Below are 22,623 nucleotides of genomic sequence, written 5' to 3' on the forward strand. Positions count from 1 at the left end.
GGAGACATCTGAGCGTTGATCTTGGCTGCTTCGGTGCCCACCGTGGCGTCCTGAGGTCACGAACCGCTTTAATGACTCGATGGCCACCTCGCGTGTCCGCACGACTGCACTGGGATACGCGCTCGTCGCCCCCAGCCTGTTCGGCGTCGTCACCTTCCTGTTGCTGCCCATGCTGGTGGTGCTCTGGTTGAGCCTGCAGCGGTGGGATCTGCTGGGCCCGATCGAGTGTGTGGGGCTGGACAATTGGACGTCGGTGCTCACGGATTCTTCGTTCGCCACATCGCTGGGGGTGACGCTGCTGTTCGTGCTCCTGGTGGTGCCGACGCAGACCGTGCTTGGCCTGATCGCCGCGTCGTTACTGGCCCGGGGACTACCGGGTACCGGATTTTTCCGCACCGTGTACGTGCTGCCGTGGATCTGCGCACCGCTGGCCATCGCGGTGTTGTGGAAATGGATCCTGGCCCCCACCGACGGGGCGCTGAGCACCGTTCTGGGCCGGCCCATCGAGTGGCTCACCGACCCCGGACTGGCCCTGCCGGTGGTGTCGGCGGTGGTGGTGTGGACCAATGTCGGCTACGTGACGCTGTTCTTCCTGGCCGGCATCCTCAACATTCCCGCCGATGTGCACAACGCCGCCCGCACCGACGGCGCGACAGACTGGCAGCGGTTCCGTCACATCACCCTGCCGATGCTACGTCCGACCATGTTCTTCGTGCTGGTCACCGGAATCGTCAGCGCCGCGCAGGTATTCGATACGGTGTACGCGCTGACCGCGGGCGGGCCGCAGGGCCACACCGATCTGGTGGCACACCGCATCTACGCCGAGGCGTTCGGTGCGGCCGCGGTGGGCCGTGCCTCGGTGATGGCGATCGTGCTGTTCGTCATCCTGGTCGGCATCACGCTGCTCCAGCACATCTACTTCCGCCGCAGGATCAGCTATGACCTCACGTAACGCACTGATCTACGTGGGGCTGCTGCTCGGCGCGGTGATCACGCTGCTGCCCTTCGGCCTCGGGTTGCTCACCTCGTTCACCTCGGCCGAGCAATTCGCGACCGATCCCCCCCTGACGCCGCCCGCGCCGCCGACGTTCGAGAACTACGTCGGGCTGTCCGACGCCGGATTCGGACGCGCCATCGTGGTGACCGCCTTGATGACGGCGGTCATCCTGCTGGGCCAACTGGTGTTCTCGGTGCTGGCCGCCTATGCCTTTGCCCGGCTGGAGTTTCCCGGCCGCGATGCACTGTTCTGGGTCTACATCGCGACACTGATGGTGCCCGCGACGGTAACCGTGGTGCCGCTGTATCTGATGATGGCCGAGGCCGGATTACGCAATACCTTCTGGGCGCTGGTGCTGCCGTTCATGTTCGGCTCGCCGTACGCGATCTTCCTGCTGCGCGAGTACTTTCGGTCGATTCCCGGCGATCTGATCAACGCGGCCCGCCTCGACGGCGCCCACACCCTGGACGTGATCACGCACGTGGTGGTGCCGGCCAGCCGCCCGATCCTGGTCACTCTGGCGTTGATCACCGTGGTGAGCCAGTGGAACAACTTCCTGTGGCCGTTGGTGATCACCAGCGGTAGCAAGTGGCAGGTGCTGACGGTCGCGACGGCCGGCCTGCAGACGCAGTACAACGCGCAGTGGACGCTGGTCATGGCCGCCACCACGGTGGCGATCGTCCCGCTGATCGTGTTGTTCGTCGCGTTCTCGCGCAACATCGTCCGCTCGATCGTGGTTACGGGGATCAAGTGAGGCGCTCCACGCTGCTGGCCGCCGGCCTGGCGCTGACCATGGCCGTCCTGCTGACCGCCGCTGTCCTGCTCGGCCGCACCACCGAACCCGAGGGACGCGCCGTGGTGACCGTGCGACTGTGGGACTCGCAGGTGGCGGCGGCCTACCGGGAGTCCTTCGCCGAGTTCACGCGGGAGCACCCCGATATCGAGGTGCGGGTCAACACCGTCGCCTACTCGTCCTACTTCGACAGCCTGCGTACCGATGTGGCCGGCGGCAGTGCCGATGACATCTTCTGGCTGTCCAACGCCTACCTGGCCGGCTATGCCGACAACGGCCGGTTGCTGGACATCGGGCAGACCTTGGGCGCCGACGCCGCCCGAGCCTGGGAACCCTCGGTGGTCAACCAGTTCACCCGAAACGACACACTGTGGGCAGTTCCGCAGCTGACCGATGCCGGTATCGCGGTGTACTTCAACGCCGACCTGCTCGACACCGCCGGGGTGGACCTCGCCGAACTGACCACGCTGCGGTGGTCGAACGGACCCGACGACACACTGCGGTCGTTGGCGGCCAGGCTCACCGTCGACGAGCAGGGCCGCACGGCCGGCACCGAGGGTTTCGACGCCGGCCGGATCCGACAGTGGGGCTACAACGCCGCCAATGATCTGCAGGGCATCTACCTCAACTACATCGGCTCGGCGGGTGGCATCTTCAATATCGGAGATCGTTTCGCCTTCGACAACCCGCAGGCCGTCGAGGCCTTCACGTATCTGGTCCGGATGATCAACGATGATCACGTCGCCCCGCCTGCCTCGGCCACCAACAACAACGGCGACTTCTCCCGCAATACCTTCCTGCAAGGCCGTATGGCACTGTTCCAGTCCGGCACCTACAACTTGGCCGCAGTTGCGAACCAGGCGCGGTTCCGGTGGGGCGTGGTCATGCTGCCCGCCGGCCCCAAAGGCCGGGTCAGCGTCACCAATGGCATTGCCGCAGCGGCCAACTCGGCCACCCGTCATCCCGCCGCCGTACGCGAGGTGCTGAACTGGATGGGCAGCAAGCGCGGCAACGAATATCTGGGCGCAGGGGGCGCCGCCATCCCGGCGGTGCTCGCAGCTCAGCCCGTCTACCACGACTATTGGAAAGCGCGCGGCGTGGACGTCAGCCCGTTCTTCCGGGTGCTGCGGGGGCCGCGGATCCCGGCGCCGGGCGCCGCCGGCTTCCCGGCCGGATACCAGGCCCTCAAGCCATATTTCGACGAGATGTTCCTGGGCCGCCGCGATGTCGAGAAGTCGCTGGCCGATGCCCAGTGGGCCGCCAACACGGCAGCAGCGCGCTGACGGCGAAAATATTGCCGACCCCCGATCGTCGGCATGTCGCTTACATTGGGCTGATGCGCAAGCAAACCAGCGGATCCCGCCACCGCCGCTTGACGGTGGCATTGTTCGCCGCGGCCATGTTGGCCGTCGCTCCGGCCTGCGCGGCCGGGCACTCTCCCGATTCCTCGGCACCCGCAGCGACGCAGAGCGACGCCGGTTTCGCGCCGGCAGCACCGGCTCCGGCGCCGGAAAGCGGTACGGGCCTCAAGGAAGCCCCGATACCCGCCGACGTCAAGCGGGACATCGTCAAGACCGCGTCGATGTCGATCAGCACCGGCAATCCGGCTGCGGTGGCCGACAAGGCCATATCACTGGCCGCCGATGCCGGTGGCCGGGTGGACAGCCGCTCCGAGGACGCCGGCTCCAGCTCCGGCCGCGCACACATCTCCCTGGCGCTACGGGTGCCGGCCGCCAAACTGGAGGGCACCCTCGACGAGTTCAAGAAACTCGGCACGGTGCAGACCGTCGAGGTCCGCTCCGACGATGTGACCTCGCAGCGCGTGGATCTCGACGCCCGCATCAAGGCATTGCAGACTTCGGTGGACAGGCTGCTCGGGATCATGCGCGACGCCAAGGACCCCGAGGCGTTGATCACGGCCGAGAACGCCTTGTCGCAGCGCCAGGCCGACCTCGACAGCCTGCGTGCACAACGCACCCAGCTCGGCGACCAGATCGACTACAGCACGGTCAATCTCGATATCACAGCCGAGCAGATCGGTGGCCCCGCCCCGCAGTATCAGGGGTTCTGGGGCCAGGTCGAGCGTGGCTGGCACGGCTTGGTGTCAGCGGCGTCCGGGTTCGTGATGTTGTTCGGCCTGCTGCTGCCGTGGCTGGCGGCCTTCGCCATCGCGGCCGTGATCGTCTACGTCGTCATCCGGCTGACCAGGTCGCGGCCCGGGCAGCTGTCACCGCCGCGGCAGGCTGGTCGGCAGGACGGTGAGCTCCAGAGCCAGGGCAGTGCCGCAGACCAGAACGAGGATGGCGAAGGCGATCCAGTCGCGCGCCCTGGGCCGTGACGGTACCGCCGAGATCTGGCCAGCACCACCGCGTGCGGTGATGGCGTCGCCCATCTCGTCGCCACGGCGCAACGCCACGGTGACGGCTGCGGCGAGCAGATCGACCAGGTTGGCCACCCGTTGCCTGCGCCGCGCCCGGAACGTCTCGGCCGGTTCGACGGGGCGCAGCCGGTGCGCCGCGTACAACGTGCGGAACTCGTCGATCAGCATCGGAAAAGCCCGCAGCGCCAACGCAATCGTCACCGCCCAGTCGTGCACGGGGATGCGCAGCAGGCGCAGCGGGCGGCCCAAGGTGGCCACCGCCGGGGCGATGTCGGCGACGTTCGTCGTCCAGGACACGAGCGCGCCGAGCCCGAGCAACACGATCGCCAGCGCGGTGATCCGCAGGTAGTTGAGCAACCCGCCCAGACCGAGCTGCACCGAACCGATGTCGATCACCGGGGAGCCACCGGCCAGTGCGGCCAGCGCCCCGCCGAATGCCACCAGGATCCACAAGAACAACGGGATCGACGGCAGCACGCCACGCGGAATGTGCGCGAGTTTCGCGGTCACCAGAACCAGCACCGCGACGAAGGCGATCGGCACCCATCCGGGATAGAAGGTCAGCAGCACGCCGATGCCCGCCACGGCGAGCAGTTTGGTGCCGGCCCACAGTCGGTGGATGACGGTGTCGCCGGGGACCGGGCGCAACAGCACGACCGGTTTGCGTTGTCCTCGAGTCGGAGCGGTCATCGAGAACCCCCGGCAGTCGTCGGGGCAAGAGCGAGTTCACCGTGGTGCAGGTGCAGCGTGCGCGGGCAGAGACTCTCCAGGCCGGTGAAGTCATGCGAGATGACGACGACGGTGAGCCCGTTGTTGCGCCGCAGATCCTCCAGCAACCGCAGCAGCCCTCGTTGGCTGGAGGCGTCCAGGCCGGCCAGGGGCTCGTCGAGGATCAGCGCGCGTGGCGACCGGGCCAGCAACCCGGCCAGCACCACACGACGCATCTGACCGCCCGAGAGCTGGTCGATTCGGCGCTCGGCCAGTGCCGCATCCAGCCCGACCATCTCCAGTGCGCCCGCGACGCGGTCGTGCTCACGCACCGAGAAGCCTGCGGCCGAGGCGATTTCGCGCCCGACGGTGCTGCGCATCAATTGCAGGCGGGCAGCCTGGAACGAGATGGCTACCGAGCCCACCTGCTGTGCCACCGGCACACCGTCGAGCAGGCACGCGCCGTAGGTGGGGACGGTCAGCCCGGCCATGATCCAGGCGAGGGTCGATTTGCCGGAACCGTTCAGTCCGTGCACCAGCACTCCGTCACCCTCGTTGACCGTGAAGGTGATGTCGCGCAAAGCCGTTTTCGCCCATGGGGTTCCGCTGGCGTATTCGTGTCCGACGCCCGTCAGCTCCAGCACCGGCACGGCGCGGTGAGCCACGCGCGTCACTTCCCGGGGTACCGCGGAGGTCTGAACCATGTCGGTGTTGTCGGCCGTGCCGCCGTTGCCGCTGAGCTGCACCGTGCGGTCGGCGGAATTGGCCTCGTCGTTGTAGTGCGTGATGTGCACCAGCGACATCTGGTGATGATCGGTCAGCCCGGACAAGACGTTCATCAAGGTGTCGCGGCCCTGTTGGTCCACCATGCTGGTGACCTCGTCGGCGATCAGCAGCGAGGGTTCGCGGGCCAGCGCCGCGGCCACAGCCAGTCGCTGAAGTTCGCCACCGGACAATCCCCCGGTGTCACGTTCGGCCAGGCCGTCGAGCCCCACTTCGGCGAGGAGGCGCTCAACGTCGGCGGTCGCGCCGGCGGGCAACCCCCACACCACGTCGTCGGCCACCCGGGTGCCCAGCACCTGGCTTTCCGGATGCTGCATCACCACTGCGGTGCCACCGATGCGACCCAGCCCCACGGCACCCTCCCGCTCGATGCTGCCCGAGGTGGGTTGGCGCCCGGCCAGCATCAGCATCAGCGTGGTCTTGCCCGAGCCGTTCGGTCCGGTCACCGCGACATGCTCGCCAGGCTGGAATTCCATCGACACCGGGCCCAGTGCGTCGCGCTCGACCCCCGGGTACCGGAACCGCACGTCGGTCAACCGCGCCGGAACGGGAGCGATGATCACGGAGTCGTCCGCATTGTCCGCGTCGACGTCGGCATCGAGTTTGTGCACATCCGGGACCCCGAGCAGTCGGGCCAGGATCCGCGAGAGGGCCCACCAGCCGATCATGCTGACCGAGGTGATGCTGGTGATGCCGAGGAACAACATCAGCAGCGGCCAGTAGTCCAGCATCGTGGCGAAGATGGTCCGCAGCGGTTCGGCGGCCACGTCGAGCATCGGGATGCGCTCGAGCACCTTGGCGATCCCTTCGATGCCCGCGCTCAGCGAGTCGAAGATGAGGCTGCGCAGCCGGGTCAGCACGGTCAGCGCCACCACGATCGCCCCGCCGAACAGTGCGCCGGCCACGATCGCCGCGCCGAACGCCGTGGCGGTGCCGCGACCGCGGCGCTTGACCACACCGGTCAGTCCGCCGATGTAGGCGCAGTCGACGACGGTCATCAGTCCGCCCATGCCGGCGATCAGGAACGCGATCGTGCCCGCGGCGACGGTGGCCGCGAGCAGCACCCGCAACCGGTAGCGGTAAGCGAGCAGGCCCATCGGCACCGTTCCCAACACCGAGAGGCCGCCCGCGAACGGCACCACCACCGCGATGATCGCGGTGGCCGCACACAGCGCAGCCATCACCGCGGCCTGCGCGAGCTCGCCTGGGGTGAGGCCGCGCCGAGGCGTCGTCGCCGGGGGTATCGCGGTCATCGTTCGATTCTGCCAGCCGCGATCGCCGCCGTCGGCCGCCCGTTGTGTGAGCGAGAGCACGCAGAGCGACTAGACTACATAGTGAATCTATGTAAATATGGTGGGTATGCCGACCCCGACCGAGGATGTCACGGTAACCGACGAATCCGAACTTGGCGCCGACCTGCTGTCGGTCGTCGCCCGGTTGAACCGACTGGCCACCCAACGCACCCGACTACCGCTCCCCTGGGCCCAGGCCCGGTTGCTGTCCACCATCGAGGATCAGGGCGAGGCCCGGATCTCCGACCTCGCCTACCTCGATCACTGCTCGCAGCCGACCATGACCACCCAGGTTCGCCGTCTGGAAGACGCCGGCCTGGTGTCCCGCACCACCGATCCCGGTGATGCCCGCGCGGTACTGATCCGGATCACCGAGCAGGGCCGGCAGACCCTGGAGCAGGCAAGGGCGGACCGCGCCGCGGCGATCAACCCGAGGCTCGAACGACTCACTGCCGAGGAGCGCCGGACGCTGGCAGCCTCCGTCGGCATCATCCGCCGGTTGCTCACCGACGTCGACGAGCATCCGCTCTCCCACAAGAACTAGTTAGGAGTTACCGCCCTGATGTGGCGCCAACCCAAGGCCGTATGGGCCGTCGCTTTCGCCTCCGTCGTCGCCTTCATGGGTATCGGACTGGTCGATCCCATCCTCAAACCGATCGCCGACAACCTCGACGCCTCGCCGTCGCAGGTGTCGCTGCTGTTCACCAGCTACATGGCCGTGATGGGCGTGGCGATGCTGATCACCGGTGTGGTGTCCAGCCGCATCGGCCCCAAGCGCACGCTGCTACTCGGCCTGGTGATCATCATCGCCGGCGCCGGTCTGGCCGGGATGAGCGACACCGTGATGGAGATCGTGGGATGGCGCGCACTGTGGGGCCTGGGTAACGCCCTGTTCATCGCGACCGCGCTGGCCACCATCGTCAACTCCGCCAAAGGCTCTGTGGCACAAGCCATCATCCTCTATGAGGCGGCACTCGGCCTGGGCATCGCGATCGGCCCGCTGGTCGGCGGTGTGCTCGGCTCGATCTCGTGGCGCGGCCCGTTCTTCGGCGTCTCGGCGCTGATGGCCTTCGCCCTGGTGATCACCGCGTTCCTCCTGCCGGCCACCCCGCGGGCCGAACATGCCACCACGCTGGCCGATCCGTTCCGGGCGCTGCGCCACCGGGGGCTGTTGGGCGTCGCGGTCACCGCACTGCTCTACAACTTCGGCTTCTTCACCCTGCTGGCCTTCACGCCGTTCCCACTGGACATGACCGCCCACCAGATCGGGCTGATCTTCTTCGGCTGGGGCCTGGCGTTGGCGTTCACCTCCGTCGTGGCGGCACCACGGCTGCAACATCGCTTCGGCACCGTGCGAGTGCTGGTCCTCAACCTGCTCGCCTTCACCACGGTGCTGGCAGTGATGGCGGTGTGGACGGATTCCAAGGCGGTGCTGGCCTCGGGCGTCGTGGTCGCCGGCCTGTTCATCGGCATCAACAACACACTGATCACCGAGACCGTGATGAAGGCCGCGCCCGTCGAACGCGGTGTGGCCTCGGCGGCCTACAGCTTCCTGCGCTTCGGCGGCGCCGCCGTCGCACCCTGGCTGGCCGGGGTGCTCGGCGAGCACGTCAGCGTGCACCTGCCGTACTGGGTGGGCGCGGGCGCCGTGCTGGCCGGTGCCGGGGTGCTGTTCCTGACGCGTCCGCACCTTGTTCACATCGACGAGGAAGACACAGTGGAAGCCGAACTCGACGAGCTGACCGACGAGGCGACAGCGGTCACCGTCGGCAGCGACAGCTGACTCCGGGCGGCGAATCCCGCCCCGAGCCTCAGCGACGCTCCCCACAATGGGTGAATGTCGCAACAGCTCGACGGCGAGGCCCGGTTGTCATGGATTCTGGCCGGCCTGGCAGGACTACTCGGAGCAGCGGCGTTCACCCATTCAGCGGGGTACTTCGTCACCTTCATGACGGGCAACACCGAGCGGGCGTTCCTCGGGTTGTTCCAGGGTGAGGAGTGGCTGGCGATCGGCGCGGCACTGCTGATTGTCGCCTTTGTCGGTGGAGTGGTGATCGCATCTTTGTGCCGTCGCTACCTCTGGGTCAATCACCCGCATGGCGCCACCGTGCTGACCACGTTTGCGCTCGTGGTGTCCACCGTGGTGGACACCGTCATGAAGGGCTGGACGGCCCGCGATGTGCCGTTCATTCCAATCCTGTTCGTGGCCTTCGGTATCGGCGCCCTCAACACGTCGTTCGTCAAGGACGGCGAGGTCTCGATCCCGTTGAGCTACGTGACGGGGACGCTAGTGAAGATGGGCCAGGGAATCGAACGCCACCTCAGCGGCGGCCAGCTGACCGATTGGCTGGGTTATTTCCTGCTGTGGGCCGGATTCGCCGGCGGCGCCGTCATCGGTGGCCTCATCAGCGTGGTGGTCAGCGGATCGCAGATGCTGCTGGTGGCCAGCCTGGTCTGTGCCATCACCGCGAGCTACACCTACTTCTACTTCGACCGCCACGCGTTGTTGAAGTAGCGGTTCTCTCGCGGGCCGTCACGTTTGTCGCGCTGTGACGGAAAAACTCGCCCACGACCGCCACTGCGCTACGCGCGTGGCGAGAGTCCGCCGAATCCGCGCGGTCAGGTATGCCGATGAGCCCAACGAACCGGGTGCCCGAGCGCCGCGCTAACCAGCGCGAGCGTTTCCTCGCCTATTGCGTACACCGGGTTTCGCGCCGCGACCGACCACGACGCGAAGCCCTGGGGCGCGTCGTACACCAGATCGTTCAATGAAGTCTGAACACCACAACACGGCGTCGTCACATCCAGCGGCCAGAACCCGCCGCTCTCGGTCCAGACTCTATTCAGCTGAGCCACCCACCAATCCATGTTCTTCGGGTTCTCACCCACCAAGGTTCCACATGCCGGGCAACCGATCGTTTCAATGCACTCACCGGCGTCTTCCAACACCACCCGACCGGGCCGGTTCACCGCAATCTCGACATCGCTTCCCATGAGCACCTTGAACACGGCACACGCAGCGTCCTCGCGATCCGGGCTGGGAACCCATCGCGGATCCGTCGGGAAAACCGCATACCAGTCGACGCTCACGAAGCAATCATCCAGTACACCCGAGGCTCTCCAGAGCGCGAATTCTCAGAGCGCGAAGAGCAGGAACTGGGTCACCTGGGTGGGCGAGAAATTGTCGTCACTGACCGCGATCACCGACTGCCGGCCGTCGGGCAGCTTGGGCCCCAAGGTGATTCCCTCGATGTTGTCCAGCGGCGCCAGGCCAGGGGTGGTGGTCAGATCGGCCAGCAGCGTCTTGCTCATCTCGGTGGAGCCGTCCACGAGGCTTGCCCGGTAGATCCGCACCGCCACATGTGTGCCGAAGCCGCGTTCGATCACCAGAAAGTTCTTGTCGTCGAGCGCCACCAGATCCGACAGGCCATTGTCCCCGCCCGGCCCGGCACTGACCGGTTCCAGCGGGTAGGTGTACTGGCCGTCGACCGCACCGGAGTCCGCGTCGAAGCGGATCACGCGGGTCCATGCACCGTGCTGCTCGTGGGGTGGCGGGCCGTCGTCGTATCCGGGTCCCTCCATGGCCGCCCACAGATACCGTCCGCCCGGTGTCAGCGTGAGCCCCTCCAGCGTGCTGTTGCGGCGTGGGCCGTGTTCACCGGCCGACATCCGCAGGGCCTCGGGCAGCGCGAACTCGCCGAGGAAGGTGCCGTCGAGCCCGGCGGACCGTACCCATGGGTCCAGCAGGATCGGCGCGCCGGGCCCGTCGACCCGCCGCTCCCCCTCGTTGGTCCAGTACAACCGCTGTCTGCCCGCATCAAAGGCGATCGCCTCTGGATCCGGAGGGACCACCGGTGGCACCGCATCAATGTCCAACGGGCGGAACGCTTGCGCGTCACGGTCCAGCCACGGATGGGCGCCGACGAACTCGACATCACCGATACCGTTGTCCGACAACGCGATCCGTGCGGTATAGAACCGTGCCGGACCCTTGGCGGAGCGGTCGTCGCTGATGATGTAGTACAGATCGGCGGCCGGGTCGTAACTGATCCCCGACAATCCGCCGATCACCGTGCCGTCCAGCATCGCAGCAGAGGCGATCTGGCGTTGGCCGAGAAACTCGAAACCCGCTGCGGCACGCGCGGGGGTACAACCGGCGAGGACCAGTAGCCCGACCGCCAGGATTCGGTACAACATCAGGTGATGACGGCGCCGACCAGGATGCCGACGGCATAGGTGGCCGCGATCGCGATGGCGCCGAACACCAGTTGCCGCAGGCCCGCGATGGCCACCGGCTTGCGGGTGAACGTCGCCGCCACACCGCCGGCGATCAACAGGCCCACCCCACCGCAGGCCAGCCCGGCCCACAACGATTCGAAGCCCAGCAGGTACGGGATGAGCGGGACGATCGCACCGATCGCGAACAGGACGAAGGACGATCCCCCGGCCACCCACGGTGACGGCTTCTCCGCAGGGTGCACACCCAGTTCCTGCACGAGATGAAAGTTGAGGGCCCGGCTCTCGTCGCGGTGGATCTCCTCGCTGGCTTTCGCGGCCGTTTCGGGCGTCATCCCCATTTCCTGGAGCATGGCCACGAGCTCGGCCTGCTCGGCCTCCGGGTTCTTGCGGAACGACTTGCGCTCGACCTTGACCTCGGAATCAACCTGCTCGTTCGCGGTGGTCACCGAGGTGTACTCACCGAGCGCCATCGAGAACGCACCGGCCAGCAGGCCGGCCACGCCGCTGAGCACAACGGTCTGAGCTGAGGCGCTGGCCCCGACACCGGCGATCAACGCGGTGTTGCTGACCAGACCGTCCATCGCGCCGAAGGTCGCGGCGCGAAGCCAGCCCCCGGTCACGTCGGCATGTCGGTGATAGCTCACATGCGGCAAGCCGGTGGGAGACAGTGACTTACCGATCGAGTCCGGCATGTCGCCAGTCTTTCGCGGCAAGGTCGAGCTTGTCCAGGAAGGCTTGCCTTCGTTCCAACGGACCCACCCCGCTGGCCGAACGCGTTACCGTCGGGTATGACCTCCACTGCCGAGCATCTGCGAAACACGCTGGACGGTCGCTGGCGCGACGTCAAGAACGCCATGCGGACCACGTTGTCGGACGAGATCTTCCGGCCGCATTACACCCCCAACACCGCCATCGCCCGTGCCAAGGTAACCGAGCAACTCAAGATCATGGCGGCGGCCGGGGCAGCCGAGGACGGCTTCCGTAAAGAGCACGGCGGCAACGGTGACGTCGGTGCCGCCATCACCCAGATCGAGATGCTGGCCATGAGCGATCTGTCACTGATGGTCAAGGCCGGGGTGCAGTGGGGCCTGTTCGGCGGCGCGATCGAGAATCTCGGTACCGAACGCCACCACAAGGCGTATGTGCGTCGGCTCATCGACCTGGACCTGCTCGGCTGTTTCGCGATGACCGAGACCGGTCACGGAAGTGACGTGCAGTCACTGGAGACCACCGCCACCTACGATGCGGCGACCCAGGAATTCGTCATTCACTCCCCCACCCCCACCGCACGCAAGGATTACATCGGCGGCGCCGCCGAAACCGCCCGGGTGTCAACCGTTTTCGCGCAGTTGATCACGCCGGATGGAGAAGGTCACGGTGTGCACTGTTTCGTGGTGCCGATCCGTGACGACATGGGCAACGACCTGCCCGGTGTGACGACGTCGGACTGCCACTACAAGGGCGGACTACCCGGCGTCGACAACGGACGCATCGTCTTCGACCACGTACGTGTCCCGCGGGAGAACCTGCTCAACCGCTATGCCGACGTCGCCCCCGACGGCAGCTACAGCTCGCCGATCGAGAACCCCGGCCGGCGGTTCTTCACCATGCTGGGCACGCTGATCCGCGGCCGGGTCACCGTCGCCGGCAGCGCAGCCGCCGCAGCCCGGGTCGCCCTCGACATCGCCACCCGATATGCGTTGGAGCGCAGGCAGTTCGAGGCCCCCAAGAGCACCGAGGAAGTCCTCATCATGGACTACCTGGTGCATCAGCGCCGGCTGCTGCCGCTGATCGCCAAGTCCTACGCGCTGCAGTTCGCCCAGAACGAACTGGTGGCCAAATGCCATGAGTTGCAGACCTCCGACGATCCCGATGCCGAGGAGCAGCGGGAACTGGAGGCCCGCGCGGCAGGCCTGAAAGCCGCCAACACCTGGCATGCCAGCCGCGCCATCCAGGAGGCTCGCGAAGCCTGTGGCGGCGCAGGCTATCTCGCCGAGAACCGGCTGATCGCCCTGCGCGCAGACACCGACGTGTTCACCACCTTCGAGGGCGACAACCACGTGCTCACCCAACTGGTGGCCAAAGAACTGCTCACCGCCTACGCCGACGACATCAAGGGCATGAGCCCGGTCGAATGGGTACGGTTCGCCGCCAACTACGCCGGTGAACGGGTCCTGAAACGCACTGCCGCCGAGACCATCATCCAGACCGTCCTGGACACCCGCCAGGACAACGAGGAGGAAGGCAGCCTGTTCAACCGCGGCACCCAGGTCAAGATGTTCGAGGACCGCGAGGAGTACATGCTTGCCTCGGTGGCGCGGCGGCTGCAGGGCAAGGCCAAGGAGATGTCGGCCTTCGACGCGTTCAACTCCGTACAGGACCACGTGCTGCATGCTGCGCAGGCACACATCGACCGGGTGATCCTGGAGGCGTTCGTCGCAGGTATCGACGCCTGCGAGGACGACACGGCCCGCGAGCTCCTCGACGATGTCTGCGATCTGTACGCGCTGTCGGTGATCGAGGGCGACAAGGCCTGGTTCATCGAGCACCGCTACCTGTCCACCGAACGCGCCAAGGCCGTCACGCGCGGGATCAACGAACGCTGCCGCGCACTGCGCCCGCACGTCGAGACCCTCGTCGACGGGTTCGGCATCCCCGAGCAGTTGCGCTACGCGGCGATGCTCGATCCCGCCGAGCTGGTCAACGGCTGAGGCGTATCAGGGCTTCGGAATCGGGTCGACGGCAACCAGTTTGCCGTCGTCCCCGATCCGGAACCGCACGGTGGCGATACCGGTTGGCGCTGTGGGCGAATCATGGCCCTGCTGCCACTGGTAGTTCACCACCACGGTGTCATCGGCATTGGTGATCACATTGATGTAGGGCCGCGGCTCCGGTGTCGCCGGGCCGAGCGGAGTCTGCCGGTCGAAGAAAAGCAACTGCCCGGCGCTGTTGGGCTCGGGGTGGGACTGGCCCACCTGCACCCAGTACAAGCGGCAGTTCGTGGTGTGCCCGGTGCCGATCTGGGTCCATTCCTTACCCGCCGCGGGTGCCGGCAGTTTGGCGATCTGATCGGCGACCGTGTCGGCGTTGGGGCCGTCGGTCGGTGCGCAGGTATCCGGCTTCGGAGGCGGCGCGGATGACGGCTTCCAGCCGCAACCAACCGCGAGTAGACCGACGAAGGCGACGATGGCGATCAGCCGTGGGTACACACCCCGAGCGTAGCGAATCAGACCGGGTTAGTGAGCGGGCTGACGACGGCGCGTCGATAGGCGACACTGTTTGCGATCCGACGACGGATCACCGCTCGCACCACTTACCCCCAAGGAGACACTGATGGCTTGGTTCCTCGCCATGGAAGGCCCCGCCAACAAGGCCGTCCTGTACCAACTGCAGGAATCAGTCAACGTCCAACAGATCGCCGAGGAGATGGCCAGCGCGGCCACCCTCGATCGCGCGGTACCCGTCCCCGCCGTGCTGGCGAACAACAGGCAACAGGTGACGGTGTATGTGCGGCCGGCGGCGTGGGGCGTGTGGACGTTCTACCAACTGACCGACGAAGAGCGGAATGCCCTCGCGTCCGCGTCCAATCCACTGATGGAGGCGCTGACCCAGGCGGCGCGTCAGGCGCAGGCCCGGCCCCAGTCCTAGGACTGGGATTCGAAAGAACTTGCTCCCCCGATTGGACTCGAACCAATAACCGCCCGATTAACAGTCGGGAGCTCTGCCAATTGAGCTACAGGGGACTACCTTCCGCGGAAGCTCCGCGGCCGAGCGTTGACTCTAGCGCACGGACCGCCACTGCCGCCAATGCGCTCCCGGACGGGCGCGTCGGGGCCGCGGTGAGGCAGGATGGAGTACACACATTGGTCGCCTGGGAGGCACGTCGCTGTGGGAGGAATTCTGTGATCCGCTATGCCGCCGTGATCGCCGTCGGCTACGTGCTGGGCGCCAAGGCCGGGCGACGCCGCTATGAGCAGCTCGCCAATACGTACCGCGCGGTTACCGCCAATCCGGCCACCAAGGCCGTGATGGACGCCGGACGGCGCAAGATCGCCAAGCGGGTGTCACCGGATCCGCAGTTCCTCACGCTGACCCCCATAGACGCAGAAACGTCGGTGTTCTCCACCAAAGAGAGCACCGACGGTTCGGCGAAACGTACCTGGTAGGGCCTAGCCGATACCCCGATTGATCGAGGTACCGGGCAGCAGCGGACCGGTGACCACGCCGCCCTGCCCCGCGCCGACCCACGGCGTTCCCACGTTGGCGGGCGTGCCGTTGGAGTAGGACAGGCACTTGCCGTCCTCTTTATTGCCGAACCAGGCCAGGCAGGCCGGCTGCGCCGTGACCTCGGGGCCGCCCGTGGATGCCGGGTTGGACGCTGCGACGAACGCCGGGGCCGCCGCTGCGGCCCCCGTGGCCAGCGCAAATGCGCCCACTGCGACGAACCGCCGCGTCCGCGTGCTGAACAATGTCACCAGGTCTGCCTCTCTCGCCTGAAGGTGCCCGACTGCCGTCACCCTATCGCGATGTGGGTGATCACGCAGTCAGGTCGTCGCCACTGGCCTGTTCGAGCAGGCTGCGCCGGTAGGACTCCATGGCCACCAGGTCACCGAACAGGGCGTGATATTCGTCTCCCTGCTCCACCGGTGACATGCGTTGCAGCTTGGACTTCACCTCGGCTATCTGGCGACCCACCCAAACTTCCTGCAGGCGGGCCAGCACGCTGCTGATGTAGCGCGGCAGATGCTCGTCGTCCTCGACGTTGATGGCCTCCACGCCCAACTCGTTGAGCAGGCCCGCCGCCGCCGGCGACGACGAGGACTGCTCGCGCACCGCCTCGATCCACTGGGCACCGGATTTGCCCGACGTCATGCCACCGGCCGCCTCGATCGCCGAGCGCACCGCGGCGTACCCCGGATGGGTGAAGCTCTCCACGGTCAGCGAGTCGAAGACCGGCCCGGCGATCGCCGGATACTGCAACCCGGCCTTGAGCGCTTCGCGCTGCGGCCACAGTGTCGGATCGGTCGGATCGGGGCGGCCGATGTGTTCCGGTACCGAGGTCTGCCTGGGTCTTGCCTGCTGCCCCGCGGGCTGACGCCGCGAGCCCTTGCGGCCACCGCCGGCTTCCTCCCGCACGCGGCTGATCACCTGGGCGACGTTGTCCCAGCCGACCCAGCCGGCCAGCTGCCTGGCGTACTCGTCGCGCAGCGTCAGGTCCTTGATCCGGGCCGCCACCGGTACGCAGTGCCGCAGCGCGGCCACCCGGCCTTCGGCGCTGTCCAGATCGTATTCGGCCAGCGCACTGCGAATCACGAACTCGAACAACGGGGTTCGCCGCGCCACCAGATCCCGCAGGGCGCTGTCGCCGGAGCGCAGCCGCAGATCGCACGGGTCCATTCCGTCGGCAGCCACCGCCACGAACGATTGCCCGGACAGGTTCTGCTCGCCTTCGAACGCCTTGACCGCAGCGGCCCGGCCCGCGGCATCGCCGTCGAACACGTAGATCAGCTCGCCGCGGAAGAAGTTGTCGTCCATCATCAGCCGGCGCAGCATCGACAGGTGTTGCTCACCGAACGCGGTGCCACACGAGGCCACCGCGGTGGTCACCCCGGCCTGATGCATCGCCATCACATCGGTGTAGCCCTCGACGACGACGGCCTGATGCCCCTTGGCGATGTCCCGCTTGGCGCGGTCCAGTCCGAACAGCACCTGCGACTTCTTGTAGAGCACCGTCTCAGGTGTGTTGACGTACTTGGCCTGGTTTTGATCATCGTCGAACAACCGGCGCGCGCCGAAGCCGATGGTCTCGCCCGAGGACACCCGGATCGGCCACAGCAGCCGCCGATGGAACCGGTCCATCGGCCCACGCTTACCCTCCCGGCTCAGCCCGGCCGCCTCCAACTCCTTGAACTCGAAACCGTTGCGCTGCAAGTGCTTTGTCAGCTTGTCCCACCCCGACGGCGCGAATCCGCACCCGAACTGGGCGGCCGCGGCGGCGTCGAAGTTGCGCTCGGTCAGGTACTTGCGCGCCTCAGCGGCCTCCTCCGAGGCCAGCGCCTCGGCGTAGAACTCCTGCGCGGCGGCATTGGCGGCCAGCAACCGGCTGCGGCTGCCCCGGTCGCGCTGCACATTGGTCGTCGACGAGCCGGTGTAGGTGACGGTGTAGCCAACCCGGTCGGCCAACAATTCGACCGCCTCGACGAAGCTGACGTGCTCGATCTTCTGGATGAAGGCGTAGACGTCGCCGCCCTCGCCGCAGCCGAAGCAGTGGAAGTGACCATGGTTCGGCCGTACGTGGAACGACGGCGACTTCTCGTCGTGGAACGGGCACAGACCCTTCATGGAGTCGGCCCCGGCCCGTCTCAACTGGACGTAGTCACCGACGACGTCCTCGATGCGAACCTTTTCACGGATGGCCGCGATATCGCGATCTGAAATCCGGCCGGCCACCGACATAGTCTATGCGTGCTTGAAACGCGCGCTAAGCGGGTTTGCCTGAGGGAGGCGTCGGTGAGCTTTGGTGGATATGGCGGACCGCCATCGGATCCGTTCGGCGGCGCGCCCTTCGGTGGGTGGTCGGGGCCGCCGTCCGGGCCGCCCACCATTCAGGTTCCGCCGCCACCGTCGCAGGAGACCAACCAGCTGGCGACGCTGTCGATCGTGTTCGCCTTCCTCTTCGCTCCCGCCGGAGCGGTGTTGGGTCACGTCGCGCTGTCTCAGATCAAACGTCTTCACCAGAAGGGCCGGGACCGCGCAATAATCGGGCTGGTCCTGTCCTACGTCGTCATCGTGATCGCGGTGGCGGCACTCGTCGTGTGGCTGGTCATACCCCGCTCGGACACGGCCACATCATCGAGGCCGACACTGCCGGCCGGACCGACCGACCAGCAGTCTGTCCAGCAGTACCTGCTGACCAAACCCGAGGTCGACCGGGCGATGCAATCGAACTATCAGCTGATGAGCGCTCTGACGGACAGCAACGGTGGTCTTCGCCGGGCCAACGTCACCTCGGACGCACCGGACTGCGCGGGCGTGCCCTTCGCCGCACAGAAGTCGAGCTATGACTCCGCACAGGAGCAGGCATTCGCCGGCTCGGTGTGGCGGTGGGGACCCAAGATGGGCCCCGCGATGTTCGTGATTCAGAACGTCATCGCGCTGCCCGACGTCACGTCGGCGCAAACCTTGTTCGATGAGTTCTCCGATATCTGGAAGCGCTGCGAGGGCAAGACGGTGAACGAGTCAGTGTCCGACCCGAAGCTGAACTCGACCCGCACCATCAACGAAGTGCGGGCCACCCCGGAGACGCTGTTGGCGTTCATCGACAACGAGAACAATCTCGATCACGCCGTCGACAGCTACAAGCGTGTGACGCGTGCCATCGGCCTGCACCGCAACTACCTCGTCGACCTCGAAATCCGCGGCTGGCGCGACAAGGAAACCGAACAGACGGTGGATGGCCGGACCAGCGATGTACTGGACGCCATCCTCGACAAGATCGGCTGACCCACTATCCCAGCGGCCGGGGCGAGCGCGCCTCGTGTACGCGCTCCAACCGGCTCTCGGTGTAGGACGCGATCTGATCGACCACCACCCGCAGCCGGGCACCGTCGTCAGTGGCCAGGTCGAACTCGGGTGCGAACTGCGGGTCCAGACTGCCCGGGGCCTGCGCCCACAGCGCCAGGGCGACCTCGTGGACGAGCGTGCGCTGATCGGCCTGGATCTGCAGGTGCCGGTGGTCGGACATGATGAACTGCAGCGCCAGCATCTTGAGCAGCACCACCTCGGCGCGCACCAACGGCGGGACCGTCAGCCCGGCATCGAAGCGCCGCAGCGGCCCATCCCCGGCGACGGCCCGGGTCTGGGTGATCGCCGCATTGGCAAACCGCCCGACGAGCTCACTGGTCAACGTCTTCAGGGCAACCGAGGACGCCAAGGTTCCGTCGTACTTCCCGACCGCGGCCACCACCGGCACGTGCGACAGTCGCTCGGCGGCGGCCAGCAGATCCTCGTGGGTGACGCTGGGAAAGTTTCTGGCACCCAGGTCCGCCAGCGAGGAGGCCGCGTCGGGATCGCCGAGCACCCGCAGGTCGATGCGCCCGGAGATCACCCCGTCCTCGACGTCGTGCACCGAATAGGCGACGTCGTCGGCCCAGTCCATCACCTGGGCCTCCAAGCAGGGCCGCTCGGCCGGTGCGCCGGCTCGTGCCCAGGCGGCGGCATCGGCGTCATCGTCGTAGAAGCCGTACTTCCTACGGGTACCGCCGAAACTCGGCCACGGATACTTCGCCACCGCATCCAGTGCGGCCCTCGTCAGGTTGAGCCCAGCCGAACGCCCCTCTGCATCAAGAACTTTGGGCTCCAGGCGGGTGAGAATCCGGAAGTTCTGGGCATTGCCCTCGAACCCGCCGAACGGTTTCGCGATCTCGTCCAGCGCACGCTCGCCGTTGTGCCCGTAGGGCGGGTGCCCGATGTCGTGGGCCAGGCCTGCCAGGTCCACCAGGTCCGGATCACAGCCCAACCCGATCGCCATACCGCGCCCGATCTGGGCCACCTCGAGTGAGTGGGTGAGCCGGGTACGTGGGGTGTCGCCATGGCGTGGCCCGACGACCTGGGTCTTGTCGGCCAGCCGCCGCAGCGCCGCACTGTGCAACACGCGGGCCCGATCACGGGCGAAGTCGGTGCGGTGCTCGGTGTCGGTCCCGGGCAGCGCGGCACCCTTGGGCGACTCGACCACCAGACGTTGCCGGTCGAAGTCGTCATAGGCGGCCTGCGTATCCCCGTTCACCGACGCACAGTCTGCCAGGAACCGGCGCACCAACCCCGCAGCGCATTAGATTGGCGGTCATGCGTATCGCCCGTCTGCTGTCCATGCTGCTCGCGATCCTGATGACCGGACTGCTGGTTGCCCCCGGCGCCGCCGCCGAGCCGCCATTGCGGTTGGCCACCCAGCTCACCGACAACGCCGGGGTGTTGTCGGCACCTCAGCGCGCCAGCGTGGAGCGCGCCCTCGACCAGCTCTACGACACCAAACGTATTCAGCTGTGGGTGGTTTTCGTCGAGGACTTCTCCGGCCAGAACCAGTCGGGCTGGGCGCAGAGCACGATTCAGCTCAGCGACCTCGGTGACGACGACGCACTGCTGGCGGTCGCCACCAACGCGCGGGCGTTTGCTTTCCAGGTGCCGAGCACGGTTCCCGGCGGTAATGCCCGCGCCGACGACATTCGGCGCAACAGCGTCGAACCGGCCCTGCGTCGCCAGGACTGGGCCGGCGCGGCCATCGCCGCTGCGAACGGCCTGAAGGCCAATCCTCCTGCCGCGCCGGCGGGAGCTGGGATCTCGTGGCCGTCCATGCTGATCGCCCTGGGCGTGGTGCTGGTGCTGGTCGGGTTGCTGTGGTGGTGGTCGCGCCGGCGCCGGGCCAAGCGCCGCCACGCCGAGTTCGAGGCCGCCAAGCGGGTCGATCCGACCGACGCCAACGCGTTGGCGTCGGTGCCGCTGGAGGCGCTCGACGAGCTGTCGCGCTCGATCGTGGTCGACGTCGACAATGCCGTCCGCACCAGTGACGCTGAGCTGGAACTGGCCATCGAGGAGTTCGGCGCCAAACGCACCGAACCGTTCAGCGCGGCCCTGGAGAATGCGAAAAAGGCTCTGGCCCAGGCATTCAACGTGCGTCAGACGCTCGATGACGACGTCCCCGAGACACCGCTGCAACAGCGGGAACTGCTGACCAAGGTGGTGGTATCGGCGGCCAGGGCCGACCGCGAACTGGACGCCCAGAGCCAGGCCTTCGAGCAGCTGCGCGATCTGGTGATCAACGCCCCGACCCGGCTCGACGCCATGACCCAGCAGATGGTCGACCTGACCGCCCGCATCGAACCGTCCAGCCAGACCTTGGGCAATCTGCACACCCAATTCGATTCCACCGCACTGAGTTCGGTGTCGACCAATGTGGACACCGCCAAGGAACGGCTGGCGTTCGCCGACCGCAACATCACCACGGCCCGCAACCTGGTATCCCGGCCGGCCACCGATCAGACCGAGCTGGTGGATGCGGTGCGTTCGGCCGAATCCGCCCTCGATCAGACCCGGACCCTGCTCGACGCCGTGGACAGCGCGGCCTCCGACATCAACCGGGCCCTGGCCGGTCTGCCCGCGGCGATCACCGATATTCAAGCCGGTGTCGACCAGGCGAATTCGCTTCTGGGGCAATCCGGTACGCCGCAGGCCGACAAACTGAGTGCCGCCCGTGACGCGGCGAAGAAGGCCGCCGACGACGCTACGGCCAACGGCAAGGCCGACCCGCTGGGCACCTTCACCCGACTGACCAAGGCCGACGCCGAACTCGATCAGCTGCTGGCCGGCGTGCACGAACAACAGGAAGCCGCCGAGCGGCTGGCCCGCGCGCTGGAGCAGGCGCTGTTCACCGCCCAGTCACGGATCAAGGCGGTGTCGGACTTCATCGAGACCCGGCGCGGGAGCATCGGGCCGGAGGCCCGCACCCGACTGGCCGAGGCGCAGCGGCAACTTCAGGCCGCCGAAGCCAAGCGCGGCGAGAATCCCGATGAGGCGGTGGCACATGCCAACGGGGCATCGACGCTGGCCGCACAGGCGCAGGGCCTGGCCAACGACGACGTGCGAGCGGCACAGCGGTCCTACACCTCCCAGTACGGCGGGGGCGGCGGCTCTGACATGGGCGCGGTGCTCGGCGGCATCCTCATCGGCAACGTCCTGCGCGGCGGTGGCGGTTTCGGAGGCGGCTTCGGCGGAGGGTACGGAGGCGGCTTCGGCGGTGGCCGCGGCATGGGGCGCCCGACGTCCTATGGCGGCTCGTCACATTCGTCGGGCCGCAGCTACAGCGGCGGTGGCGGCCGCTTCTGATCGCGCGCTAACTACGGGCCGTGTCGACGAGCGCGACCTCCGACGTCGCCACCGTACTGCCGTCCTTACGACGGAATCCGACCCCCACGGGATCGCCGGTGTCCGCCTCGATGAAGCGGTAATCGCTGCTGTCGGGCCGGGCCAGGTGGACGTGACCCCACTGCCCGATCGCCGCCAGCACCGGGATCAGGTCGTGTCCCGCGTCGGTCAGCACATACCGACTGCGGGTCCGGTCGCCCGGCTGCTGATAGTCGACGACTTCGAGGATGCCGGCCGCCACCAGTTCGGACAGCCGAGCGCTGAGTACGTCGGGAGCCACCCCCAGTTGTTCGCGGAATTCCGAGAACCGCGACTTGCCCATCAGCGCCTCACGGATGATCAGCATGGCCCACCGCTGTCCCAGCACCGACATGGTGCGGGCGATCGGACAGGAATTGTCGGTCAACGGATCGGTGCGCATGCCAAGATTCTAGCTGAGTTGGGAATACCTACTCAGATCTGAAACTTGACGAAGGTGACGTTCGCGCAGTCAATCGAGTTCGAAGGAGAATCG

The 22,623-nt window shown here is 67.0% G+C and carries 22 protein-coding genes and 1 tRNA gene; 12 read left to right on the plus strand and 11 right to left on the minus strand.

Going from position 1 to position 22,623, the window contains the following annotated elements; genetic code table 11:
• Positions 1-79 precede the first annotated feature (79 nt).
• From AB0I14_RS17645 to AB0I14_RS17660, 4 genes are all read left to right on the plus strand, one after another.
• Positions 80-952 (plus strand): sugar ABC transporter permease, encoded by an 873-nt coding sequence (locus tag AB0I14_RS17645; RefSeq protein ID WP_358023890.1) that lies wholly within the window; start codon positions 80-82, stop codon positions 950-952.
• Positions 939-1,751 carry a carbohydrate ABC transporter permease gene (locus AB0I14_RS17650; RefSeq protein WP_358023892.1) on the plus strand — a complete coding sequence of 271 codons (813 nt, stop codon included), beginning with the start codon at positions 939-941 and terminating at the stop codon, positions 1,749-1,751. The genes AB0I14_RS17645 and AB0I14_RS17650 overlap by 14 nt, the downstream gene beginning before the upstream one ends.
• Before the next feature lie 38 nt (positions 1,752-1,789).
• Positions 1,790-3,073: a sugar ABC transporter substrate-binding protein gene (locus AB0I14_RS17655; RefSeq protein ID WP_358024401.1), complete on the plus strand. Its 1,284-nt coding sequence runs from the start codon at positions 1,790-1,792 to the stop codon at positions 3,071-3,073.
• 116 nt (positions 3,074-3,189) lie between these two features.
• On the plus strand, positions 3,190-4,128 hold the full coding sequence (locus AB0I14_RS17660; protein ID WP_358024404.1) for a DUF4349 domain-containing protein: 939 nt from the start codon (positions 3,190-3,192) through the stop codon (positions 4,126-4,128).
• Here the strand turns inward: AB0I14_RS17660 and AB0I14_RS17665 are convergent.
• Positions 4,018-4,860 (minus strand): energy-coupling factor transporter transmembrane protein EcfT, encoded by an 843-nt coding sequence (locus AB0I14_RS17665; RefSeq protein WP_358023894.1) that lies wholly within the window; start codon positions 4,858-4,860, stop codon positions 4,018-4,020. The two genes, AB0I14_RS17660 and AB0I14_RS17665, sit on opposite strands and share 111 nt — an antisense overlap.
• Complete coding sequence (locus tag AB0I14_RS17670) at positions 4,857-6,914, minus strand: ATP-binding cassette domain-containing protein (RefSeq protein WP_358023898.1); 2,058 nt, start codon at positions 6,912-6,914, stop codon at positions 4,857-4,859. Before AB0I14_RS17670 ends, AB0I14_RS17665 begins: the two co-directional genes overlap by 4 nt.
• A 106-nt stretch (positions 6,915-7,020) precedes the next feature.
• On the opposite strand from AB0I14_RS17670, the gene AB0I14_RS17675 reads away from it, so the two are divergent.
• The 3 genes from AB0I14_RS17675 to AB0I14_RS17685 are packed head-to-tail and all read left to right on the plus strand — an operon-like array spanning position 7,021 to position 9,468.
• Positions 7,021-7,497 (plus strand): MarR family transcriptional regulator, encoded by a 477-nt coding sequence (locus AB0I14_RS17675; protein WP_358023901.1) that lies wholly within the window; start codon positions 7,021-7,023, stop codon positions 7,495-7,497.
• Between the two features lie 18 nt (positions 7,498-7,515).
• Positions 7,516-8,736, plus strand: coding sequence for an MFS transporter (locus AB0I14_RS17680; RefSeq protein ID WP_358023904.1), 1,221 nt, complete (start codon positions 7,516-7,518; stop codon positions 8,734-8,736).
• A 54-nt stretch (positions 8,737-8,790) separates the two neighbouring features.
• The gene (locus AB0I14_RS17685) at positions 8,791-9,468 is read left to right on the plus strand and encodes a YoaK family protein (RefSeq protein ID WP_358023907.1); all 678 of its coding nucleotides are present in this window, start codon (positions 8,791-8,793) and stop codon (positions 9,466-9,468) included.
• Positions 9,469-9,572: 104 nt separating this feature from the next.
• Here the strand turns inward: AB0I14_RS17685 and AB0I14_RS17690 are convergent, their stop codons facing one another.
• From AB0I14_RS17690 to AB0I14_RS17700, 3 genes are read right to left on the minus strand one after another with little or no spacing between them, the layout of a single operon-like run.
• Positions 9,573-10,043 (minus strand): hypothetical protein, encoded by a 471-nt coding sequence (locus AB0I14_RS17690; RefSeq protein ID WP_358023909.1) that lies wholly within the window; start codon positions 10,041-10,043, stop codon positions 9,573-9,575.
• Between the two features lie 45 nt (positions 10,044-10,088).
• Positions 10,089-11,150, minus strand: a complete 1,062-nt coding sequence (locus tag AB0I14_RS17695) for an esterase-like activity of phytase family protein (RefSeq protein ID WP_358023912.1) — start codon at positions 11,148-11,150, stop codon at positions 10,089-10,091.
• The gene (locus tag AB0I14_RS17700) at positions 11,150-11,884 is read right to left on the minus strand and encodes a VIT1/CCC1 transporter family protein (RefSeq protein WP_358023915.1); all 735 of its coding nucleotides are present in this window, start codon (positions 11,882-11,884) and stop codon (positions 11,150-11,152) included. Before AB0I14_RS17700 ends, AB0I14_RS17695 begins: the two co-directional genes overlap by 1 nt.
• Before the next feature lie 96 nt (positions 11,885-11,980).
• On the opposite strand from AB0I14_RS17700, the gene AB0I14_RS17705 reads away from it, so the two are divergent.
• On the plus strand, positions 11,981-13,903 hold the full coding sequence (locus AB0I14_RS17705) for an acyl-CoA dehydrogenase (protein WP_358023918.1): 1,923 nt from the start codon (positions 11,981-11,983) through the stop codon (positions 13,901-13,903).
• A 6-nt stretch (positions 13,904-13,909) separates the two neighbouring features.
• Here the strand turns inward: AB0I14_RS17705 and AB0I14_RS17710 are convergent, their stop codons facing one another.
• Positions 13,910-14,401 carry an LppP/LprE family lipoprotein gene (locus AB0I14_RS17710; protein WP_358023921.1) on the minus strand — a complete coding sequence of 164 codons (492 nt, stop codon included), beginning with the start codon at positions 14,399-14,401 and terminating at the stop codon, positions 13,910-13,912.
• 124 nt (positions 14,402-14,525) lie between these two features.
• Here AB0I14_RS17710 and AB0I14_RS17715 point away from each other — a divergent pair, with 124 nt between their 5' ends.
• Positions 14,526-14,840: a hypothetical protein gene (locus tag AB0I14_RS17715; RefSeq protein ID WP_358023924.1), complete on the plus strand. Its 315-nt coding sequence runs from the start codon at positions 14,526-14,528 to the stop codon at positions 14,838-14,840.
• A 22-nt stretch (positions 14,841-14,862) separates the two neighbouring features.
• On the opposite strand, the gene AB0I14_RS17720 is transcribed toward AB0I14_RS17715, so the two are convergent.
• Positions 14,863-14,935, minus strand: a tRNA-Asn gene (locus AB0I14_RS17720).
• A 159-nt stretch (positions 14,936-15,094) separates the two neighbouring features.
• Here AB0I14_RS17720 and AB0I14_RS17725 point away from each other — a divergent pair.
• On the plus strand, positions 15,095-15,358 hold the full coding sequence (locus AB0I14_RS17725) for a hypothetical protein (RefSeq protein ID WP_358023927.1): 264 nt from the start codon (positions 15,095-15,097) through the stop codon (positions 15,356-15,358).
• A gap of 3 nt (positions 15,359-15,361) precedes the next feature.
• On the opposite strand, the gene AB0I14_RS17730 is transcribed toward AB0I14_RS17725, so the two are convergent.
• Positions 15,362-15,667: a hypothetical protein gene (locus AB0I14_RS17730; protein WP_358023930.1), complete on the minus strand. Its 306-nt coding sequence runs from the start codon at positions 15,665-15,667 to the stop codon at positions 15,362-15,364.
• Positions 15,668-15,728: 61 nt separating this feature from the next.
• A complete protein-coding gene (dnaG, locus tag AB0I14_RS17735; RefSeq protein ID WP_358023933.1) occupies positions 15,729-17,642 on the minus strand; it encodes a DNA primase in 1,914 nt (637 codons plus the stop codon).
• Between the two features lie 60 nt (positions 17,643-17,702).
• On the opposite strand from dnaG, the gene AB0I14_RS17740 reads away from it, so the two are divergent.
• Positions 17,703-18,695 carry a sensor domain-containing protein gene (locus AB0I14_RS17740; protein WP_358023936.1) on the plus strand — a complete coding sequence of 331 codons (993 nt, stop codon included), beginning with the start codon at positions 17,703-17,705 and terminating at the stop codon, positions 18,693-18,695.
• 4 nt (positions 18,696-18,699) lie between these two features.
• Here the strand turns inward: AB0I14_RS17740 and AB0I14_RS17745 are convergent, their stop codons facing one another.
• The gene (locus tag AB0I14_RS17745; RefSeq protein WP_358023939.1) at positions 18,700-19,977 is read right to left on the minus strand and encodes a deoxyguanosinetriphosphate triphosphohydrolase; all 1,278 of its coding nucleotides are present in this window, start codon (positions 19,975-19,977) and stop codon (positions 18,700-18,702) included.
• A gap of 59 nt (positions 19,978-20,036) precedes the next feature.
• Between AB0I14_RS17745 and AB0I14_RS17750 the strand changes: the two genes are divergently transcribed.
• Positions 20,037-22,070: a TPM domain-containing protein gene (locus AB0I14_RS17750; protein WP_358023942.1), complete on the plus strand. Its 2,034-nt coding sequence runs from the start codon at positions 20,037-20,039 to the stop codon at positions 22,068-22,070.
• Positions 22,071-22,077: 7 nt separating this feature from the next.
• Here AB0I14_RS17750 and AB0I14_RS17755 read toward each other — a convergent pair whose 3' ends face one another.
• Positions 22,078-22,530: a helix-turn-helix domain-containing protein gene (locus AB0I14_RS17755; RefSeq protein WP_358023945.1), complete on the minus strand. Its 453-nt coding sequence runs from the start codon at positions 22,528-22,530 to the stop codon at positions 22,078-22,080.
• Positions 22,531-22,623: the final 93 nt, after the last annotated feature.

Source organism: Mycobacterium sp. NPDC050441 (genome assembly GCF_040655355.1).
In the GTDB taxonomy this organism is placed as follows: Bacteria; Actinomycetota; Actinomycetes; order Mycobacteriales; family Mycobacteriaceae; genus Mycobacterium.